Origin of the sequence: Lysinibacillus sp. NPDC059133, from assembly GCF_042755925.1 — a bacterium.
Classification (GTDB): Bacteria; Bacillota; Bacilli; order Bacillales_A; family Planococcaceae; genus Lysinibacillus.
Map to the genome: position 1 here is coordinate 13,457 of NZ_JBHZDH010000032.1, position 17,977 is coordinate 31,433.

General features: G+C 36.1%; 20 protein-coding genes. 17 read left to right on the forward strand and 3 right to left on the reverse strand.

Translation table 11 applies throughout. The annotated features are described in order from the left end of the window. Positions 1-120: 120 nt before the first annotated feature. The gene (locus ACFXN8_RS16380) at positions 121-591 is read left to right on the forward strand and encodes an S-ribosylhomocysteine lyase (RefSeq protein ID WP_376069611.1); all 471 of its coding nucleotides are present in this window, start codon (positions 121-123) and stop codon (positions 589-591) included. Positions 592-672: 81 nt separating this feature from the next. On the opposite strand, the gene ACFXN8_RS16385 is transcribed toward ACFXN8_RS16380, so the two are convergent. Then, entirely contained in the window at positions 673-1,644 is a 972-nt protein-coding gene (locus ACFXN8_RS16385) for an alpha/beta hydrolase (RefSeq protein ID WP_386846561.1), read from the reverse strand. A 256-nt stretch (positions 1,645-1,900) separates the two neighbouring features. On the opposite strand from ACFXN8_RS16385, the gene ACFXN8_RS16390 reads away from it, so the two are divergent. The 13 genes from ACFXN8_RS16390 to ACFXN8_RS16450 all read left to right on the forward strand — a co-directional run bounded on the left by ACFXN8_RS16390 (position 1,901) and on the right by ACFXN8_RS16450 (position 14,483). Then, entirely contained in the window at positions 1,901-3,085 is a 1,185-nt protein-coding gene (locus tag ACFXN8_RS16390; RefSeq protein WP_386846563.1) for an acetyl-CoA C-acetyltransferase, read from the forward strand. Between the two features lie 23 nt (positions 3,086-3,108). Continuing rightward, positions 3,109-3,375, forward strand: coding sequence for a YqkE family protein (locus ACFXN8_RS16395; RefSeq protein WP_079560678.1), 267 nt, complete (start codon positions 3,109-3,111; stop codon positions 3,373-3,375). A gap of 459 nt (positions 3,376-3,834) precedes the next feature. Beyond that, the gene (locus ACFXN8_RS16400) at positions 3,835-4,929 is read left to right on the forward strand and encodes a sugar ABC transporter substrate-binding protein (protein ID WP_386846565.1); all 1,095 of its coding nucleotides are present in this window, start codon (positions 3,835-3,837) and stop codon (positions 4,927-4,929) included. Between the two features lie 67 nt (positions 4,930-4,996). Then, the gene (locus tag ACFXN8_RS16405) at positions 4,997-6,520 is read left to right on the forward strand and encodes a sugar ABC transporter ATP-binding protein (RefSeq protein ID WP_386846567.1); all 1,524 of its coding nucleotides are present in this window, start codon (positions 4,997-4,999) and stop codon (positions 6,518-6,520) included. Further along, positions 6,507-7,481, forward strand: coding sequence for an ABC transporter permease (locus tag ACFXN8_RS16410; RefSeq protein WP_386846569.1), 975 nt, complete (start codon positions 6,507-6,509; stop codon positions 7,479-7,481). The genes ACFXN8_RS16405 and ACFXN8_RS16410 overlap by 14 nt, the downstream gene beginning before the upstream one ends. A 12-nt stretch (positions 7,482-7,493) precedes the next feature. After that, on the forward strand, positions 7,494-8,687 hold the full coding sequence (mtnK, locus tag ACFXN8_RS16415) for an S-methyl-5-thioribose kinase (RefSeq protein WP_376069627.1): 1,194 nt from the start codon (positions 7,494-7,496) through the stop codon (positions 8,685-8,687). Continuing rightward, positions 8,687-9,727, forward strand: a complete 1,041-nt coding sequence (gene mtnA, locus ACFXN8_RS16420; protein WP_386846572.1) for an S-methyl-5-thioribose-1-phosphate isomerase — start codon at positions 8,687-8,689, stop codon at positions 9,725-9,727. The genes mtnK and mtnA overlap by 1 nt, the downstream gene beginning before the upstream one ends. Positions 9,728-9,747: 20 nt before the next feature. Beyond that, positions 9,748-10,536 carry a DeoR/GlpR family DNA-binding transcription regulator gene (locus ACFXN8_RS16425; RefSeq protein ID WP_376069632.1) on the forward strand — a complete coding sequence of 263 codons (789 nt, stop codon included), beginning with the start codon at positions 9,748-9,750 and terminating at the stop codon, positions 10,534-10,536. Positions 10,537-10,579: 43 nt separating this feature from the next. Then, positions 10,580-11,233, forward strand: coding sequence for an L-fuculose-phosphate aldolase (locus ACFXN8_RS16430; protein WP_376069635.1), 654 nt, complete (start codon positions 10,580-10,582; stop codon positions 11,231-11,233). Positions 11,234-11,490: 257 nt separating this feature from the next. Continuing rightward, positions 11,491-11,994, forward strand: coding sequence for a GNAT family N-acetyltransferase (locus ACFXN8_RS16435; protein WP_386846575.1), 504 nt, complete (start codon positions 11,491-11,493; stop codon positions 11,992-11,994). Positions 11,995-12,156: 162 nt separating this feature from the next. Then, positions 12,157-12,678, forward strand: coding sequence for a hypothetical protein (locus ACFXN8_RS16440; RefSeq protein ID WP_386846577.1), 522 nt, complete (start codon positions 12,157-12,159; stop codon positions 12,676-12,678). 315 nt (positions 12,679-12,993) lie between these two features. Next, positions 12,994-13,878: a protein kinase domain-containing protein gene (locus ACFXN8_RS16445; RefSeq protein ID WP_386846579.1), complete on the forward strand. Its 885-nt coding sequence runs from the start codon at positions 12,994-12,996 to the stop codon at positions 13,876-13,878. Positions 13,879-14,063: 185 nt separating this feature from the next. Beyond that, positions 14,064-14,483, forward strand: coding sequence for a flavoprotein (locus ACFXN8_RS16450; protein ID WP_386846581.1), 420 nt, complete (start codon positions 14,064-14,066; stop codon positions 14,481-14,483). Between the two features lie 218 nt (positions 14,484-14,701). Here ACFXN8_RS16450 and ACFXN8_RS16455 read toward each other — a convergent pair whose 3' ends face one another. Both ACFXN8_RS16455 and ACFXN8_RS16460 read right to left on the reverse strand, forming a co-directional pair. Beyond that, positions 14,702-15,193 (reverse strand): VanZ family protein, encoded by a 492-nt coding sequence (locus ACFXN8_RS16455; protein WP_386846583.1) that lies wholly within the window; start codon positions 15,191-15,193, stop codon positions 14,702-14,704. Beyond that, positions 15,190-16,089 carry an aldo/keto reductase gene (locus ACFXN8_RS16460; RefSeq protein WP_386846585.1) on the reverse strand — a complete coding sequence of 300 codons (900 nt, stop codon included), beginning with the start codon at positions 16,087-16,089 and terminating at the stop codon, positions 15,190-15,192. Before ACFXN8_RS16460 ends, ACFXN8_RS16455 begins: the two co-directional genes overlap by 4 nt. Before the next feature lie 76 nt (positions 16,090-16,165). Between ACFXN8_RS16460 and ACFXN8_RS16465 the strand changes: the two genes are divergently transcribed. The 3 genes from ACFXN8_RS16465 (at position 16,166) to fur (ending at position 17,947) form a co-directional block, all read left to right on the forward strand. Then, positions 16,166-16,702, forward strand: a complete 537-nt coding sequence (locus ACFXN8_RS16465) for an NUDIX domain-containing protein (RefSeq protein ID WP_376069657.1) — start codon at positions 16,166-16,168, stop codon at positions 16,700-16,702. Between the two features lie 73 nt (positions 16,703-16,775). Next, on the forward strand, positions 16,776-17,288 hold the full coding sequence (locus ACFXN8_RS16470) for a hypothetical protein (RefSeq protein WP_376069660.1): 513 nt from the start codon (positions 16,776-16,778) through the stop codon (positions 17,286-17,288). A 194-nt stretch (positions 17,289-17,482) separates the two neighbouring features. Then, positions 17,483-17,947 (forward strand): ferric iron uptake transcriptional regulator, encoded by a 465-nt coding sequence (gene fur, locus ACFXN8_RS16475; protein WP_079560689.1) that lies wholly within the window; start codon positions 17,483-17,485, stop codon positions 17,945-17,947. The last annotated feature ends 30 nt before the right edge of the window (positions 17,948-17,977 follow it).

The window sequence follows — 17,977 nt, forward strand, 5'->3', positions numbered from 1 at the left end:
CCAAGCCAGGGCAAGTTGTTTTTTATTTTATCCACGATTTAAAAAATTCAAAAAAACCATACAATTCTATCGGAAAACTCGTTATAATGGAAATATTCTAAATAAAAGGGGTTGTCTGCATTGGAAAAAGAAAAAACAAATGTTGAAAGCTTTGATTTAGATCATACGAAAGTAAAAGCGCCATATGTACGTTTAGCAGGTGTTAAAACAGGAAAAAATGGCGATGAAGTGTACAAATATGATATTCGTTTTAAACAGCCTAATAAAGAGCATATGGAAATGCCTGCATTACATTCCTTAGAGCATTTATCGGCAGACATTATACGCAATTACTCTGATCATATTGTTGATTTCAGTCCAATGGGTTGTCAAACAGGCTTCTATGTATCGCTAATAAATCACAATGATTATGAAGACTTATTAAATATTTTAGAAAAAACATTTACGGATGTAACAAAAGCCACTGCAGTCCCAGCCTGCAATGAAGTGCAATGTGGCTGGGCAGCTAGCCATAGTCTAGAGGGTGCACAAGCGTTAGCTAAAGAATTTTTAGCAAAACGTGATGAATGGCATGTCGTTTTTGCAGAATAAATTGAAAGGCAGAAAAGTTGTTATATCAACATTTCTGCCTTATTTTTGTTTATTTACATAACCTTTTTGAGACAGCTTCTTTCAAAAATGAAATGGAATGACATTGGACGAAGAAGAATCACGATTAATTTTTTGATAGATGAAGTTTTCTAAAAAATCATGGATTAAATCCTCATATTCAGCCATATTTTCATTAAAGGATTGTGCATGGGCACCTTTATCAAATAACTTTAACTTTTTAGGACCAGTTTTTTTATTGTATAAATCCAGTGACATGGAAGCGGGGATAAATGTGTCAGGGATACTATGGATAAAGAGTACTGGCTTTTCAATAGTTGTCACAGCTTCAGAAGGTGTCACACTTTTAAAGGAATAACCGTCTCGTAAGCGGACGAAGAAATCTGCAAAACGAATGGGAATAATCGATCCGTATTTAAATTCGGTCTTAGCAATTTGTTTCAGCAGCATTGAAAAATCAGAAAACGCACAATCAGAGATATAGAAATCCGCACCGTCCTCTACAGTTCCTGCATATAGGAGCATTGTTGCGGCACCCATCGATTCACCATGAATACCAAGAATAGCGTCTTCACCAATCATTGCCTTGACAGTTTTGACAACTGCGTCAAGGTCATTTTTTTCATAATAGCCGTAGCTAGTCGTTTTCCCACCTGTTTCCCCATGTCTACGATGGTCAAAAATAACGGAATTGTAGCCAAGGCGTTCAAAAAGTCGAGCATATTTGACAGAGTTGATTTTATTTTCTGTTACACCATGGCAAATAATGATGGTATTATTTGTTTCCAATGGCTGAAACATAATACCGCGAATCGTATAACCATTTGGAGAATCGATATTTAATTCACATTTTAAATTTTTATTGAACCAAGCTTCATCAAAACGTTTTGCAGTCGTTTCACGTTCACGAACAAATTCAGGATCCTTTTGCTTAATGTACATTAATTTATTGGAGAGCGCGAAGCCAAACAGACCTGTTGCTGCTGCGGCAATCGTCGTCGTTATACCTGAAAATAAAAGCATTTTCTTTTTCATTATTAACACCTCCACATCCTGTTTCATTTGTTGTCTAGGCATACAAGCGACATCATTCGTATGTATGCACTTTGCTTAATTGTAATGTTCCCAACTGAGACTGTTTAAAACACGTCAACATTTTACAATATCTTTGGCAAAACTGCGATTATTTCTATTATCGAAAATCGTCAAAATATTTGTTAAAATAGATATATCTGCTAGTAGCATATGCATGCAGTGTTCATTTTTGAACGGGGAAAAGGGGAGAATGTTTATGACAAACGAGGTAGTAATAGTAAGTGCAGTACGTACAGCTATTGGTTCATTCCAAGGAACAATAAAGGATGTACCAGCGACAAAATTAGGGAGTATTGTTATTAAAGAAGCATTAGCACGTGCTGGTGTAGCAGGCGAAAAAGTTGACGAGGTCATTATGGGGAATGTCTTATCAGCTGGGCTTGGACAAAATCCAGCTCGTCAAGCAGCAATTGCAGCGGGTTTACCGCATGAAGTATCTGCATTAACGATTAATAAAGTTTGTGGCTCAGGACTAAAAGCTGTTCATTTAGCGACACAAGCCATTTTTGCAGGGGATGCGGATATTATCGTTGCAGGTGGCTTTGAAAATATGAGCCAAGCACCGTATGTCTTAAAAAATGCACGAGAAGGCTTCCGCATGGGGGATCAAAAAGTAGTTGATACGATGATTCATGACGGATTATGGTGTGCTTTTAATGACTATCATATGGGCGTTACAGCTGAAAATTTATGTGATGTCTATGAGATTTCTCGTGAGGAACAAGACGCCTTTGCAGCACGTTCACAACAACGTGCAGAAGCGGCCATTACAGCAGGGAAGTTTAACGATGAAATCGTAGCGGTGGAAATTCCTCAGCGCAAGGGTGATCCTATTATTTTTGATAAAGATGAATTCCCGCGTCAAGGCGTTACAGCGGAATCTTTATCTAAACTACGTCCTGCCTTTAAAAAGGATGGCTCCGTGACAGCTGCAAATGCATCGGGCATTAACGATGGTGCAGCGGCAGTCGTTGTCATGTCGAAAGAAAAAGCGGAAGAGCTAGGCATTCGACCAATGGCACTAATTACAGCGAACGCAAGCGCGGGTGTTGACCCAGCGATTATGGGAACAGGCCCAGTAACGGCAGTAAAGAAAGCATTAGCAAAAGCTGATGTGACATTAGATAATATAGATTTAATTGAAGCGAATGAAGCTTTTGCAGCTCAATCTATTGCTGTAGATCGCGAACTAGGCTTTAATCATGATAAACTAAATGTGAACGGGGGCGCAATTGCTCTTGGCCACCCAATTGGTGCAAGTGGAGCACGTATTTTAGTCACGCTTTTACATGAGATGGAAAAGCGTGATGCAAAAACAGGTCTCGCAACACTATGTATCGGTGGTGGACAAGGCGTGGCAACAGTTGTCAAGCGCCCTTGAAGTGAATAAGAAGGTGAATTGCAATGGGAAAGAAAAGAAAACAGCAGCAACGTGTAGATAGTAGCGTGACAGCTAGTCTACCAAAGCAGGAGGCAGTGACATTAGCCGATCAGCTAGGCGGTGACGTGCTAGCCAAATTAAAAGCTGCAAAGCAAGATTTAACAGTGAAAGAACAAGCCGCTGAAGAAGAGCGCCAAGCAAAGCTAGCCTTTGAGCGCAAACAACGCGAAAAAAACAAATCGTTTGAAGAACTACTAAACGAATACGGCGATAAAGGCTCCAAATTTTAAATTTAAAAACAGTGAATCCAAATGCGGATTCACTGTTTTTATGTTTTATCGGAAAGATTTCTAGATTTATCGGAACAATTTTATGTTTTATCGGAAAGATTCTAAGATTTATCGGAACAATTAGCAAAAGAAATAATTGTTGCCAAATACTATTTTTAAAAACAGTTTTATTATTATTTAATTTGAGAATCGTGAAAACTACCAAATAGATCTGTATTACTCACGAAGATAAAAGAGTTGATTTTATATATTCTTCTGTATTGTGAAATAATAAACGTTTTGATTTGTAATTCCGTTTGAAATAAACAAAATGGAATTATTAATGAAAAAAAATAACTAAATAATGATTTTATTTAACAATTTGAGTTGACAAAAAATATTCTGAATAATATGATTATTGTGAAATTGATGCTTAATCAAGAGTTTTATATCATTTTTTAATAGAAAAGGGGGATTTTCATGAAAAGATTTGGAGTCTCGTTGATGTTGCTTGTGGGAATGTTTGTTTTGGCAGCTTGTAGTAATGATAACGGGAATGATGCTAGAAGTGACACGAATGAAATTATTGAAGGTGTGCCTGAAGGAGTACAAAACGGCAAAAAAATTGCTGTTTTACGTAATCTAGCTTCAGATGATCATACGAAGCAATTTTTAGATGGTGCACGTAAGGAAGGCGAAGCTTTGGGGTTCAAAGTGGATACGAATATAGTTGAAAATAATGATGCTAAGTTCCAAGAATTAGTTTCACAAATTACACAGCAAGACTATGACGGTATTATTATTTCGCACGGAAAAGAAGATTATTCATATGACATGATTAAGCCTGCTGTTGATAAAGGAATTAAAGTGACATTATTTGATACTGTCGCTAAAAAGAATGGTCAGAGTTTAGATGGTGTTACTGCAACATTCCAAGATGATTATGAGTTAGCACGTTTATCTCTTCAAGAAATTGCGGATTTAAGTAAGGAGCCCGTAAAGGTTATTAAACTATGGTTTGGAGGTTTATCTCCTTTAGATAGACGTCAGGAAATATATAAAGAGTTCGAGGATAAGGGTGAAATTGTCACTTTAGAAACAATTGGACCTACTAATTTCCAAGATATTCAAGGTGACATTGCTGCAAAAGTGAATGCCGTTTTAGCAAAATATCCAGAAGGTACAGTAGATGCTATTTGGGGCTCGTGGGATGAGTTAGCAAAAGGGGCTTATAAATCATTAGTAGATAACAATCGTTCAGACATTAAATTGGTTTCAATCGATGTATCGAACCAAGATATTAACTTAATGAAAGAAGATAATAGTCAATGGATTTCGACAGCTGCTGTAGACCCAGCGCTAATTGGTCGTATGAATATGCGTTTAATGGCAAAAAAATTAGCGGGTGAAGAAACTCCTGCAGAGTATGATTTAGATGCAAAATTAATTAAACAAAGTGATTTAAAAGATAACACAACGATGCTCAATCTAAATGAAATTATTGATGGCTGGGGCGTATCTACTGATTTTGATGAGGAATGGATGAAAACATTACGTGAACACTATTCAAAATAATACAAAGATGACGTCTTGTTTTCAATAAGACGTTTTCTTTTACCTTAATGTGAAAGGGGTATTTGTTATGAAAGCCAAGACAGTCATTGAGATGAAAAAAATTTCAATTGAATTTCCCGGTGTGAAAGCCTTAAGTAATGTCGATTTCCAATTAGAATCAGGCACGATTCACGCTGTCATAGGTGCTAATGGGGCTGGTAAATCAACTCTAATGAAAATTCTTTCAGGAGCCTATCCGCATTATACCGGTGATATTTTTATAAACGGTGAACTAGTTTCTATTACTGATGCGAAAAAATCAAAGGAATTAGGTATAGATATTGTTTATCAAGAAGTAGATACAGCGTTAATACCCTATTTAAGTGTTGCAGAGAACATTATGCTAGATCAACTGATATTCGATAAAAAGTCAATTATCAATTGGCGAAAGATCCGTCAGTGTGCAAAGGATGTGTTAGATCGGATTGGTATTGAGTTAAATATTGAAAAAAAGGTGCAGGATATTTCTTTAGCGGATAAACAAATGGTGTTAATAGCGCGGGCATTAATTCATGAGAGAAAATTTCTAATATTAGATGAGCCTACCGCCCCTTTAAGCCAAGCAGAAACTGAGAAATTGTTTTCTATAGTCCGAGATTTAGTTAAAAATCATCATCTTGGAATTGTCTTTATCTCTCACCGGATACCAGAGCTATTTGAAATTTGCGAAAAAATCACCATTATGAAAGACGGCAAAATTGTAAAAGAAAGCTTAATTGAAGGGATTACTCAAAATCAAGTTATCGAGCAAATGCTTGGTAAAACTTTTGATTTAGTTCATCACAAACAATTAAAAGAAAAAGGACAATTAGCCTTACGGGTCAACCATCTTTTCGACGATTCAGGCTTAGTTAATGACGTATCTTTTCATGTCAATAAACATGAGATTATTGGTCTTGCTGGCTTAGTTGGAGCTGGAAAAACAGAATTATGCAAAGCGATATTTGGCATGTCTAATATTAAAGCGGGTTCCATTGAATTATATGGAAAACCTATTAAAAACCTAACTCCCTACCATGCTGTTAAAAACCATTTCGGTTTAATTCCTGAAGAACGTCGGAAAGAAGGGATATTTGTTGAAGAACCGATATTCAAAAATTTATCGGTGGCCAATTTACAACCATTCACATGTTTAGGCAGCTTTATTAAACAAGCGAAAGAACGAGAGGCTGCTCGATCGATGATTCAAAAAATAGGTGCTAAAACACCGAACGAACATCAAAAGGTAGCGAATCTTTCTGGTGGTAATCAACAGAAAATCGCAATTGGTAAATGGTTAATGACCGATGCAGAAATTCTTCTGTTTGACGAACCTACAAAAGGCGTCGATGTTGGAGCTAAAAGCGATATTTTTAATCTAATTGATGAGCAGGCAAAAGAAGGAAAGAGCGTTATCTATGCGACGAGTGAATTAAGTGAAATTTTGTTAATTACTGATCGAATTTACGTAATGTACGACGGGAAAATTGTGAAAGAGTTAGTCACTAGCGAAACGACAGAAGATGAAGTTATGTTCTATGCTACTGGAGGCGAAGCGTATGCAAGAGCGTAAAAACAACCGAACGCTTTTATTTATTAAGGATTGGGCCATTGTACTAGCAGTTATTTTATTGATTATTGTTTTCACTGTTACTATTCCTAATTTTATGCAAACAAATAATGTCTTAAATATTTTAAGAAGTATTTCAATCGTTACGATAATAGCAGTTGGATTAACGGTTTCTTTATCTGTTAATGGTTTCGACTTATCGATTGGTTCGACAGCCACATTGGCGAATTCAGTTGTTGTATCTATGTTTGTATGGTTTAGCCTGCCAACAGGTGTATCCATTTTGGTTGCTATTTTAGCCGTTCTTTGTGTAGCACTATTTAATGCGTTTTTAATTGTAAAAGTGAAAATACCCGATCTGTTTGCCACATTAGCAACTATGTTTATTGTTGAAGGCGTTGCTATGACCTATACAGGGGGCGGTTCAATCTCTGTTGGTATGCCTCGTTTAGATGGGACACCAACAGAAGGTAGAATTTCGGATTTCTTCTTATTGTTAAGTAAGACACCTTGGATTATTTTAATCATGTTGTTCATCGTTATGTTAGTACATGTATTTTTAACATACACCAAACATGGACGATTTTTATACGCTGTTGGTGGTAATGAAGAAGCCGCAAAATTATCGGGGATTCCTGTCAACCGTTATAAAATGTTAGCTTATATTTTTTCAGCAGTTTTAGCCGGGATTGGTGGGCTATTGCTCGCGTCTCAAATCGGGTCTGCACAAATCAATGCAGGTGCAGGTTATTTAATGCCAGCTGTTGCTGCTGCTTTTATAGGGCAATCATTCGCTGGTCATGGCAAACCAAATGCCATTGGAACATTATTCGGAGCCGCATTAGTCGGTATTTTAGAAAATGGATTAGTAATGTTATCAGTTCCTTACTATTCTTTAAATATTATCAAAGGACTTGTTTTAGCATTTGCGCTAGCTTCAACGTATTACAGTAGAAAAAAATAGGAGGTTATTGTTATGTATTCCAAATATTTTTTAATGAACGAAGAAGATATTAAAAGCTATGTACAAGTAAAAATTAAAGGTTTTAGTGGAACGCTACATAGTGACGAAATTGGTGATGGCAATTTAAATTATGTATTTCGTGTGAAAAATGAGCAAGGTGACTCTGTCATCGTCAAACAAGCTGGTCCACAAGCTCGTATCTCTGAGGATTTCGTGCTATCTACAGATCGAAATCGAATAGAAACAGAAGCATTATTAATTGAGGGTGACCTTACACCTTCCCTTGTACCAGAAATTTTATTGTTTGATGAAGTTATGAGTTGTTGCGTAATGGAAGATTTAAAAGATTTTGAGATTATGAGAAAGCAATTGAACGTATTTAAAACGTATGATCATTTCGCCGAGTTAATCTCTACTTTTATGGCGGAAAATCTTATTCGAACAACGGATTTTTTACTAGATCCAAAAAAGAAAAAAGAATGTCAAAAGCGATTCATCAACCCTGAGCTGTGTGAAATTACAGAACATCTAGTTTATACGGAGCCTTATATTGATTTCAAAAAGCAAAATATTTTAACGGCTGGAAATGAAGAGTGGATACATTCGTATGTATACGAGGATACAGATTTACATTTAGAAGTTGCTAAACGGAAAATGCAATTTTTAACAGAGGCGCAAGCGCTTTTACATGGTGATTTGCATACAGGCTCTATTTTTATTAATGATGAAACATTGAAGGTTATTGATCCAGAATTCGCCTTTTATGGACCTATAGGTTATGATGTGGGAAATTTAATCGCTAACCTAACATTTGCCTGGACAAGAGGATTAGCTTACGAAGAAGACGAATTTGTTTCGTGGATTGAAGAAACATTACTATCTACTATTCAATTATTCCAGAAGAAGGCACGAAATATCTTAGCCACATCAACGGAGCAGTTTGCTGTCTACTCGGCTTTACTCGATAACTATATGGAACGAATCAGTCGAGATGCTTTTGCAATTGCAGGGATTGAAATGAACCGTCGTATAATTGGCTTAGCCAAAGTAGCAGATATTACGACCATTGAACCAATTGATGCTCGTATAACAGCCGAAAGACGTTGTTTAAAGGTTGCGAAAGAGTGTATTTTAAATAAGGAAATCAGCCATATTCAAGGCTATATTAAGCTATTACACAAATATAAGAATGGGGTGTTGATTTAATGGAATTGAATACAATAGAATGGAAAAAAGATACACTCATTCTACTAGATCAAACAAAATTGCCAAATGACATTGTGTATGTAGAAGTCCAAACTGTAGAAAAAGTATGGAATGCTATTCATACAATGATTGTACGAGGGGCTCCGGCTATAGGTGTAACAGCAGCTTACGGGGTATATGTGGCGATTCAGCACTATGAAGGTTCTGTTAGAGCGGCAAAGGAAGAGGTACAAAAGCAAGTACAGTATTTAGCAACATCTCGTCCTACAGCTGTCAATTTATTCTGGGCTTTAGAAAGAATGGAACAGAGAGCCTTGCAAATAGAGTTAGAGACGAATGATTTAGAAATATTCCAGGACATTTTATTACAAGAAGCGATTGCTATTCATACTGAAGATATCGAGATTAATCGTTCCATAGGTGAACATTTATTGACGCTTTTGGAAGATGGTCAAGGGGTACTAACTCATTGTAATGCTGGGGCTCTGGCTACAACAAAATATGGCACAGCGACTTCTCCTTTTTATTTGGCAAAGGAGCGGGGGATGAGTTTTAAAGTATTTGCTGACGAGACAAGACCTCGTTTCCAAGGTGCTATGCTTACATCTTTTGAACTCTTTAATGCTGGTATTGATGTTACGTTGATTACGGATAATATGGCAGCGACGGTGATGGCACAAGGCAAAGTGCAGGGGGTCATTGTTGGCTGTGATCGTGTAGCTGCAAATGGCGATGTTGCTAACAAGATTGGGACACTCGGTGTGGCTATTTTAGCTAAATATTATAATATTCCCTTTTATGTAGCGACACCTACACCGACGATTGATTTACATTGCCCAACTGGTGCAAATATCCCGATAGAAGAGCGTAGTGTAGATGAAGTGTTAAAACCAACAGGACAATACATCGCGCCAGCTGATGTAAAGGTGTATAATCCGTCCTTTGATGTGACACCTGCTGCACTCATAACAGCGATTGTCACAGAAAAAGGGATTATCGAACACCCGACAGAAGAAAAGGTGCGTGCAATTTTTAACTAATCAAAGATAGGATGACACGCATGACAAATTCTCTTAAACGAAGACAAGATGAAATTAATAAACTAGTGAACCAAAAAAATTACGTAGAGATTTCAGATTTAAGTGAACGATTTCAAGTGTCTGAGATGACGATTCGACGCGATTTAGAAAAGATGGAAAGTGAAGGGTTATTAATTCGTGTGTTGGGCGGCGCAAAGCCTATCCAAAAATCCTTTGTTGAAGATAATTTAAATTTACGCGCATCTGAAAATTTAGAAGCTAAGCAATTAATGGCTCAAGAAGCGGTTACATTAATTCAAGATGGGGACGTAGTGGGTATCGATGCAAGTACTTCGGCAGCAGAAGTCGGAAAATTGATTAAAGGGATCAAGAATATAACAGTAGTTACGAATAATATAAGCGTTGCCCTCGATTTAATATCGAGTGAAGTGACGACGATTTTACTCGGCGGTTATGTACGTCCGAACTCTATTTCAACGATGGGAACGTCATTGAAGAAATATATGGAATCTATCAATATCGATAAACTGTTCATCTCTGCAAGGGGCTTGACATTACAAGAAGGATTAACAGACTCAACAATTGATGAGGGCGAAGCTAAACAAGCAATGATTCACAAATCTAATGAGGTAATAGCACTTGTTGATCAGAGCAAGGTTGGCGTCAAAAAACTATTCCAAGTCATGCCAGCCGATGCTATTTCTACAATTATCGTTGATGAAATAAAACCATTTAACGACGAACAACAAGAAGTCGTAAATGAATTTTTGAAAAGTAATTTAGATTTACGCATTGTGCGAAAAAAATAAGCGTCACCATATTGTGATAGAGCAATAGGAAAGGTGGAATTAGATGAGACTTCAAACGGAGCGAGAAAAAGTTGTTCGTCATTGTCAATTAATGATTCGAAATGGATTAACAAAAGGAACTGGCGGAAATATTAGTATCTATGTTCCTTCTGAAAATTGCGTCGCCATAAGTCCAAGTGGTATCCCCTACGAGGAACTAACCGCTGCTGATATCGTTTTGATTGATTTAGAAGGGCATGTAATCGAGGGGCATCATAAACCTTCTAGTGAATGGGCGATGCATACAATGGTGTATAAAAGGCGCCCTGAACTTAAAGCGGTTGTGCATACACATTCTATTTTTGCCAAAACACTTTCTTGTTTACGTGAACCCTTACCTGCAGTCTCTTATTTGGTTGCAGTAGCTGGTAAAGCAGTTCAATGTGCTGAGTACGCAAGTTTTGGTACACCAGAACTCGGGGAAAATGCACTTATAGCAATGGAAGATTCGAAAGCAGTTTTGCTTGCTAATCATGGTTTGTTAGCAGCGGGTGCAAATGTGGAAGAAGCCTTTAATATCGCTGAAGAAATAGAACTATGTGCAGAAGTATATATTCGTGCTAGATCTATTGGCACACCAGTTATTTTAGATGATCAAGAAATGACATATATGTTAGAACGATTCCAAACTTACGGGAAACCAGTAGAAAATAAATAATCATATAAACCCTCCTCAAATTATCAACTTTTCGAGGAGGGATATTTTATTTATCGGAAAGATTTCGAGATTTATCGGAACAATTAGTTGTGAAGATGAAATTATTTACATTATATTCCTTGAATGATAAAATTAATCACCTTTAAATACAAGGATAAAAGAGTGCTATCCTTTATTTAAAAATTTAAAAACGGGAGACGCTGCCAATACATATATCTCTTAATAGTTTAGTTACAATCTATGATAGGAGAGAAAAAATGATTGAATTAAGCACTAAAAGATTAAGATTAATCCCATTAAATGCAGAGTATTTAGACTTACTAATTAATGAAGAAGAAACATTGGAAATAGAGTTGTCATTAAATAGTAAAGAAGTTTTTCTTGATGAAGAACTAAGACAAGCTTTGAAATTTAGACTATCGAAAGTATTAGAAGATGAGGAAAATTATATTTGGTACACAAATTGGTTAATCGTATCGAAAGAAAAAAACTGTATCGTTGGTGGCATTATGCTAAAAGGTCTACCGAATGAGCAGGGTGAAGTCGTAATCGGGTATTATACATTTCCACAATATCAGGGAAAGGGATACATGACGGAAACTGTTAGGATGATGAAAGATTGGTTACTACGTCAATCTAATGTTAAGTATGTGGTTGCTGATACTGATAAAAATAATATTGCCTCACATAAGGTATTACAAAAAGCAGGTGCAACGTTATATTCAGAATCTGAAGAACTATATTTCTGGAGATTCGAATAAGATTATAAAAAAGACAAAGAGAACTCTTTAAATTTTATTAAAAGTCAAGAGTCAAAGTAATACACTTAATAGATCAGTATCCTATATACAATGAGCAACATTATAATACGTTATTTTTAAGCTGAACTATGATGCCGAATTAAATAGGGAGATTGATACACTTTGGTAAAATTAAAAGACTTTAATATTGATTTTGACTGTACTCAAGTAACACCTTTTTTCCAAGTCCATGAAGACAATCGGATACGATTTGATATTGAGAAGCTAAGTAGTGTTAACCTACAATTAATTATTAATCAAATATTTAATGGAAATAAAGATATTAATGCTATCTTTGTTTCTGAATATATTTTCAATAAAAAACGTAAGTCAGCCAAAACAAAGATTGGTCAAATTATTCATTTGAAAAATTGGAAAGAGGATGTAGTATTAGAAGGCGATACAAATGATGGAGTAATTTATGCTTCTATAAAAAACTTAGATCCTTTAGATGTATATAATTACTGTTTTAATGTTAAAAAAGGATTAACAGGAGCATATATTTCATTCTATTCCAATGAATATTTATTATATGTAAGTAGTGATGTTATTGATATTATTTCAAATGATTCTACTAATATTAATAAGCTAAAAGGTAACTATAAAAACCTTTATGATACGTACTATGAGATCTCTAATGAATAATTAAAAGATTTGTTAATTTACTAATTAAGTAAAGCAGTATTGTACCTAGGGGCTTTCCTTGAAAAAGGGGGGAGTCCTTTTGTTATGTAGCTAAAGGGGCAGTTTAGCTGAAGAAGAATAATTGACAAAATAAAAAGAATTTCACGAAAGATACAATGTATATGAATGGTAAAATGGTATAATTTTCTTTAATGGAATGGAAGGAGGCGTTGTTCTATGAAAATAACGATGAGACTTAATGGGGTATTATTAAAAAGGTGAACGTATCATTACCCCTATAAACTACGTGAAGCCTTTAAATAGGGGGACATAATTTTGATAAATGTAAAGCAACAAAATTTAATAACAATATCAATGGACAAAGTAAGTTTCCAGTTACAAGAGGAACATAATTTTTTTTGGTTAAAAAAAATAGGAGATGTTTTTTGTGTATTCGATGAACAAGATTCAGGAAACATTAGTTTCGGAGTAGAAAAAAACAACAAAAAGTTCTTTGTCAAATATGCTGGGGCTAAACCGATGGACTTTTCTGGTAATCCAAAAGATGCAGTAGCCCGTTTGATAAAGGCGGTACCAGTTTATAAAAAGTTAGAACATCCAAATTTAATAAAATTGGTTGACCATTTCACTATTGAAAATGGGTATGCAGTAGTATTTGATTGGTTCGAAGGTGAATGCTTACATTCTCATTGGTCTTTTGGTGGAAGGGCTAAATATACTAACCCTGAGTCACCTTTCTATCGGTTTAAAAATCTTGATATCAATAAACGTTTGGATGCCCTTGATACCATTTTTTCTTTCCATACGTATGTAGAATCACAAGGATTTGTTGCCGTAGATTTTTATGATGGGAGTATTTTATACGATTTTAAAAATCATAAAACAAAAATATGTGATATAGATTTTTATCGTAAATCACCTTCTATTAATGATTTAGGTGAACATTTCTGGGGTGCTACAAGGAGTAAATCTCCAGAGGAGTTTAATCTAGGTAGTCCTATTGATTCAAAAACCAATGTATTCACAATGGGTGCCATAGCATTTGGTTTATTAGGTGGGGAAATGGTTCACTCAATTTCAAAGTGGGAAGCTAATAAGAACTTGTATGAAGTAGTAATTAAAGCTGTCGAGGAAGAAAGAGATAAACGTTATTCAACGGTTAAAGAATTTTATGATGCTTGGAAGGCTGCATTAAGATAATTAAAATCTTTATATTTTGGGTTGGTACTTTAATAAGGTGTCAGCCCTTTTTCTTTTTGGGACAAGCTAGACAAGTTTGTTTAAATGCGTTCTTAATTAGTATAGATTTTATTTGTGAAGGATTACACTTAAACTAACGGAGCAGTTTAGTTGAATAAGAATCATTATATTGGGAGGATTTTTTTATGGAAAATAATTCATTTCGCAAGTTTCTTGAATTGTATCTAGAAGTTTGGAGAAATTCATCATTAACAGACTTGAAAAATATAATTTCCAAGGATTATAAAGCAAGAGAGGTTTCAAGTGGCGAATTAGTAGATTTTGGTTATGAAGAGTCGATAATTGGTTGGGAACAAGGCTTTAATTTCGCAAAAGAAAAAGAAAGTAAATGGGATTTAAATGAAATTTCAATAGTTCCTTTACGAGAAGATGAAGTTATGGCTATCTTGTCTGCTACATTAATTATCGGTGGAAAGAAGTTAGAGAATGTTAGCTTATTTTTTCAAACGTTTAAAAAGAAAGAAAACGATGATTGGAAATTGATACGAAGTTACATAGAAACAGGAGTACCTAATGAAAATATTAAAAAAATCCAATTCAACTAACGGAGTGCTTTAGTTGAAGAAGAGACAGCAATCGCTGTCTCTTTTTACTACTTAAATGATTCAAAATGAGCTGTAACCCATTTTCGTTTTCTGAAATATACTGTTCAGCAAGAATCAGTCTTTGGGAGTACACCACTATATATGAGTGATGTACTAATTATTTAATATAATGTGTGACATTAAAGACAATCTCTTGATATTACTGTTTTATAATACATTCACTTGTCTTTAATTTTACAGAGTAGAGCCCTTTGTCTTTTAAAAATCTTCCTCACCAACACTACAATCCCAACAAAAACAATCGCTCCAGCTGTATCCAAAATAACATCCTGTCCGCTCATCGTGCGTCCGGGTGTAAAGCTTTGACGTAACTCATCAAGCATTGCTATAAGAGCTGTCCCGGCAATAGCGATACTTGCGGCGAATCGACGTTTTCCCCATGCGAAGTAAATACCAAGTGCGATGCAGCCGAATCCAGCAAAATGCGTGAATTTCCGAATTAAAAATTCTACAAACTTAAAATAACCACGCTCTTCAACGGAAACAACGGTGTCCCAATAAGGGATTTTTAACACAGATAATTGCTTTTCAAACGGCTTATTTGCTAATATTTGCTCTAATTCAGGAATAATTGACTGTTGTTCATAGGTCATACTAGAGGAAATCGCAAGTACTACTAAAAATGCTAATAATATAAGCCATTTTTTCATCGGTGATCCATATATTGTTCTGCTTTAGTTAGCTCTTTGACTGCTTTAAAATCTGTTATCGAATCCATTTTTTCATAGGCAGCAAGTGTTTGCGCCAGCTGTTCCTGTGAGCTTGCACCAATCACTGTTGAGGCGATAGTAGGTTCCTTTAGATTAAAGGCAAGTGCTAGTGCATGTAAATCGTCATAATGTGAAGATAAGCTTGGTAATGTTGTTGTTAATTCGTCCGCTGTATAAGTGTTAAAGCCATTGACACGCTGTAAACGTTCTTTCCAGCTATTTGTTAGTAAACCTTTTGCAACAGTCCCACGTGTTACTACGGAAGCCCCTTCACTTGCGATAAAGTTGAGCCATTCCTCTGGACGACGATCTAAAGCACTATATTGCATCATGACACTTTTTGCAGAACTTGCTGGTAAAAAACGCTTTAGTACATTTGGTCGAATAGAGGAAATACCATATTCTCGGATTAAGCCATCCTTTTTCAAATCTTCAAATGTGTCGATAATGCCATCCCAATCGTCCTCAATAGTACCACCGTGTAACTGATAAACATCAATATAGTCAGTACCTAGCCGTTTCAAGCTAGCGTGTAGAGCTTCCTTTATATAAGAAGGGGATGCATCCCAATGCCAACCTTCTACTCCTTCTGTCCATCGATTACCAACTTTCGTCGCGACTATTACATCTTGACGACGCTTTCCTAAAATAGCTCCGATCATTTCTTCATTTGCCCCAAAATCATATAAATCAGCTGTATCGATGTAATTAATGCCAGCATCTAGTGCCATATCGACGATATCAGCAGCCTTTTTCTTATCTGTCGAAAGAGACATGCCCCCTAAACTAATTTCTGAAATAAGCAATTCACTTGAGCCAAGCTGTCTTTTTTTCATACTAATGCCCTCCTTCGATTTCTCTACTTGTAATGGTACAATGAACATATCTGAAGAACAAGCGAGGTAATAGTCAATGAAAAAGTTTGAAGAAAAAACGACAAAGACTACACCCATTTATGACGGGAAAATTGTGAAACTACAAGTTGATGATGTCACTTTACCGAATGGTAATGTTGCAAAAAGAGAAATTATTAAGCATCCTGGTGCAGTGGCAGTTATTGCTGTTACCGATGAAGGAAAGTTAGTATTAGTGGAGCAATATCGCAAAGCTTTAGAACGTTCAATTGTTGAAATTCCAGCTGGTAAGCTTGAACCTGGTGAGGAGCCAGTTGTGACGGCACGGCGTGAATTAGAGGAAGAAACAGGTTACGGTGCACAAAGCTTAACTTATTTACAAGCGTTTGCAACATCCCCAGGCTTCGCAGATGAGATCATCCATCTATTTGTGGCAAAAGATTTATATACAATAGAAAACAAGGCAGATTTAGATGAGGATGAATTTGTCGAATTAGTAGAAGTTTCGTTGGAAGAGGCGGGGCAAATGGTTGCAGATGAGCGTATATACGACGCTAAGACAGCGTTTGCAGTACTTTGGCTAGCAGCACAATAAGATAATAATCTTTAGCATAATAGAAGCGGACGAGCATAAGCTGTACAAACCTTGATAGAAAAGGAGCATGTTTATGTCTCGTACGGTGTCTATATTTTATCACGCATCCATCATTGCAGTGAGTTTCGTTTGTGGCGTTATCTTATTTCATATTATTGGTGGGCCGAATGCAGAGCCTTTTATTTCATTTATAGAGCCTCGTTTAATAGATGGGGACAGGCATTCTCTATTTCGTTTAGTGTTACCTGTTGCTGTTTCAATCGCTCTTGTACTATTGCTTGCAACACATAGTGTCCTGAAGGTTTTAGTACGTGTAACGGTGGCGATACGTGCAACTTTTTTTGGCTTTAGCTCGGTTTTTTTATTACAAAAACTTGAGGCTTTCTGGGTTTATACGATTTGGTGGTTTCCATTTCAGCTCATCTATTGTATATTGTTGCTAGTCCTATGTAATTTACTTGTACCAGCCTGGTCTAAGAGAAAAATCGGGAAAATGATACATGGTCGGACAATTTTGTTGAATTTTTTCGCATTTTTCATCATAATAGTGGCTGAGTTTATAGTTATTTCTTATGTAATAAATTGATCATTACACTTTGAAAGTGGCTTATCACCAAAAGCTGTGGATGACATTTGTTAAACCAACCGCATATTATGGTGATGAGCTACGAAAATTTAGCATCAGGTAAAAAAATACAAAAGCATATTTGAAATCTATTCACTATCTTGTAATAGGATTTACTCCTTTGGTATAATGGAAAGAGTTTAGGGGGGCGTCACATGGAGAGCCGAATTGATCGTATAAAAAAACAGTTGCATAGTGCTAGTTACAAGCTGACGCCGCAGCGAGAAGCAACAGTTGCTGTACTGCTTGAACACGAGGAAGACCACCTAAGTGCAGAAGATGTTTACCTTTTAGTAAAAGAAAAGGCACCAGAAATTGGTCTTGCGACTGTCTATAGAACGTTAGAATTACTAACTGAGCTCAAAATTGTCGACAAAATCAACTTTGGCGATGGCGTTTCGCGCTATGATTTACGCCAAGAGGGAGCTGCGCATTTCCACCATCATCTTGTTTGTATCGAATGTGGTGCGGTTGATGAAATTCAGGAAGATTTACTTGAAGATGTGGAAGCCGTTGTTGAAAGACGTTGGAATTTTATTATAAAAGATCACCGACTAACTTTCCACGGCATTTGCTGGCGCTGTCATGATAAAAACGACGAAGTATCAGAAGAGAAGTGAAAAAAGATGTCCCAAAAAGTCATAAAACTT